Source organism: Roseivirga sp. YIW32, from assembly GCF_057219245.1.
The window spans coordinates 2501-5739 of the sequence record NZ_JBXVVG010000003.1 but is presented as its reverse complement, the minus strand read 5'-3'; the positions used below and the strand labels follow the sequence as shown (position 1 = coordinate 5739).

2 rRNA genes are annotated in these 3239 nt (G+C 49.4%); both read right to left on the bottom strand.

Features of this window, described 5'->3' with window-relative positions:
* Positions 1–47: 47 nt before the first annotated feature.
* Positions 48–159, bottom strand: a 5S ribosomal RNA gene (gene rrf / locus AC2D6U_RS14790).
* A 166-nt stretch (positions 160–325) separates the two neighbouring features.
* Positions 326–3214 (bottom strand): 23S ribosomal RNA (locus AC2D6U_RS14785).
* Between the last annotated feature and the right edge of the window lie 25 nt (positions 3215–3239).

Here is a 3239-nt window from a genome sequence, read left to right as displayed (position 1 = left end):
GCGCATAAAAAAACCCTGAAAGTTTGAACGATCAGGGTTTAATAAAGGTCTGGCGACTACTTACTCTCCCACCTTTTGAGGCAGTACCATCAGCGCAAGTGAGCTTAACTTCTCTGTTCGGAATGGGAAGAGGTGGACCTCACCGCTATAATCACCATAAGATCTTAAATAGCGATAAGCGTTAAGCCTTAAGCTACAAGGATTCCTTGAAGCTTGAAGCTATCAGCCATCAACTAAATTGACATATATACTGTAAGAGTATCACACGACAGAACTGTAGTTTTTAGGAGAACGCGGCCGTCCCTTGCATAAAGGACGGCCTACTACGAAAAAGCTTACGGGTAATTAGTACTGCTCAGCTATGACATTTCTGCCTTTACACCTGCAGCCTATCAACGTTGTCATCTCCAACGTCCCTTAAAAGAAGTCTCATCTTGAGGGGAGTTTCGCACTTAGATGCTTTCAGCGCTTATCTCTGCCCAACGTAGCTACTCAGCACTGCACCTGGCGGCACAACTGATACACCAGCGGTTAGTCCATCTCGGTCCTCTCGTACTAAAGACAGGTCCTCTCAAACTTCTTACGCCCACAACAGATAGAGACCGAACTGTCTCACGACGTTCTGAACCCAGCTCGCGTGCCACTTTAATGGGCGAACAGCCCAACCCTTGGGACCTTCTCCAGCCCCAGGATGTGACGAGCCGACATCGAGGTGCCAAACCTCCCCGTCGATGTGAGCTCTTGGGGGAGATCAGCCTGTTATCCCCAGAGTACCTTTTATCCTTTGAGCGATGGCCCTTCCATGCGGAACCACCGGATCACTATATCCGTCTTTCGACCCTGATCGGCTTGTAGGCCTCACAGTCAAGCACCCTTATGCTATTGCGCTCTACGTACGGTTACCAAGCGTACTGAGGGTACCTTTGAAAGCCTCCGTTACTCTTTTGGAGGCGACCACCCCAGTCAAACTACCCACCACACACTGTCTCCATTGCTGGATTAGGCATCAGATAAATAAAGGGCGGTATTTCACCAACGACTCCCCCACGCCTAGCGACGCAGGTTCAAAGTCTCCCGCCTATCCTACACATCATTTACCCAATACCAATGTGAAGCTATAGTAAAGGTTCATGGGGTCTTTTCGTCCCGTTGCGGGTACGCGGCATCTTCACCGCGACTACAATTTCACCGAGCTCATGGCTGAGACAGTGCCCAGATCGTTGCACCATTCGTGCAGGTCGGAACTTACCCGACAAGGAATTTCGCTACCTTAGGACCGTTATAGTTACGGCCGCCGTTTACTGGGGCTTCAGTTCAATGCTTCTCCTTACGGATAACATCCCCCCTTAACCTTCCAGCACCGGGCAGGTGTCAGGCCTTATACTTTATCTTTCGATTTCGCAAAGCCATGTGTTTTTGCTAAACAGTCGCCTGGGCCTATTCACTGCGGCCTCTCTTTTGACAGAGGAGGCGCCCCTTCTCCCGAAGTTACAGGGCCATTTTGCCTAGTTCCTTAGCCATGAATCACTCGAGCACCTTAGGATTCTCTCCTTGACTACCTGTGTCGGTTTACGGTACGGGTACCATATCCATTGCTTAGAGGTTTTTCTTGGAAGTCTGATTAGGTCCACTATCCACGCTGCCGAAGCATTGTGGTACTATCAGGTTCAGCACAGTCCGCGGATTTGCCTACGGTCTGTATACCTACACCCTTTAACGCACTATTCCGTCAGTGCGCGGGACTTTCACTACTCCGTCACCCCATCGCTGAATACGGTAGTATTGGAATATTAACCAATTGTCCATCGACTACCCCCTTCGGGTTCGCCTTAGGTCCCGACTAACCCTGATCCGATTAGCGTTGATCAGGAATCCTTAGTCTATCGGTGGGCGGGTTTCTCACCCGCCTTATCGTTACTTATGCCTACATTTGCTTTTCTATACGCTCCAGCATCCATTACCAGACACCTTCACCGCAAATAGAATGCTCCCCTACCCATTCCGATAAATCGGAATGCCTTAGCTTCGGTACTATACTTAATGCCCGATCATCATCGATGCCCTGTCGCTCGACCAGTGAGCTGTTACGCACTCTTTAAATGAATGGCTGCTTCCAAGCCAACATCCTGGCTGTCTAAGCAACTGGACCGCCTTAGTTCAACTTAGTATAGATTTTGGGACCTTAGCTGAAGGTCTGGGTTCTTTCCCTCTCGGATAAGGACCTTAGCACCCTTACCCTCACTGCAGAGTATATCTGTTAGCATTCGGAGTTCGTCAGGATTTGGTAGGATTTGACTCCCCCTAGTCCTATCGGTAGCTCTACCTCTAACAGACTTTACCTCCACGCTGCTCCTAAAAGCATTTCGGGGAGTACGAGCTATTTCCCAGTTTGATTGGCCTTTCACCCCTACCCACAACTCATCCAAAGACTTTTCAACGTCAACTGGTTCGGTCCTCCATTGCATGTTACTGCAACTTCAACCTGGTCATGGGTAGATCACAAGGTTTCGCGTCTACCCCCTCTAACTAAGCGCCCTATTCAGACTCGCTTTCGCTCCGGCTGCAGGTCTTAAACCCTTAACCTCGCTAGAGAGGAGTAACTCGTAGGCTCATTATGCAAAAGGCACGCCGTCACCCAATTATTGGGCTCCGACCGCTTGTAAGCGTATGGTTTCAGGTTCTATTTCACCCCGTTATTCACGGTACTTTTCACCTTTCCCTCACGGTACTTGTTCACTATCGGTCTCTCAGGAGTATTTAGCCTTACCGGATGGTGCCGGCAAATTCAGACGGGATTTCACCTGTCCCGCCCTACTCAGGATACTGCTATCGCTCAAAAACTTACCCGTACGGGACTCTCACCCTCTACGGTCGACTTTCCCAAGTCGTTCCAGTTCGTTTTTGTTAAAATGTCGCAGTCCTATAACCCCACACTGGCCGTAACCAATGTGGTTTGGGCTGTTCCGCGTTCGCTCGCCGCTACTAACGGAATCACTAATTGTTTTCTCTTCCTCCGGGTACTTAGATGTTTCAGTTCTCCGGGTTCGCCTTCCAATAAATTGGAATAACTACTCTTCAAGTAGCTAGGTTGCCCCATTCGGAAATCCACGGATCAATTCATATGTGCTGATCCCCGTGGCTTATCGCAGCTTATCACGTCCTTCTTCGCCTCTGAGAGCCTAGGCATCCCCCATACGCTCTTACTTACTTTCTCGTATTCGTTATTACCTAAATTCATT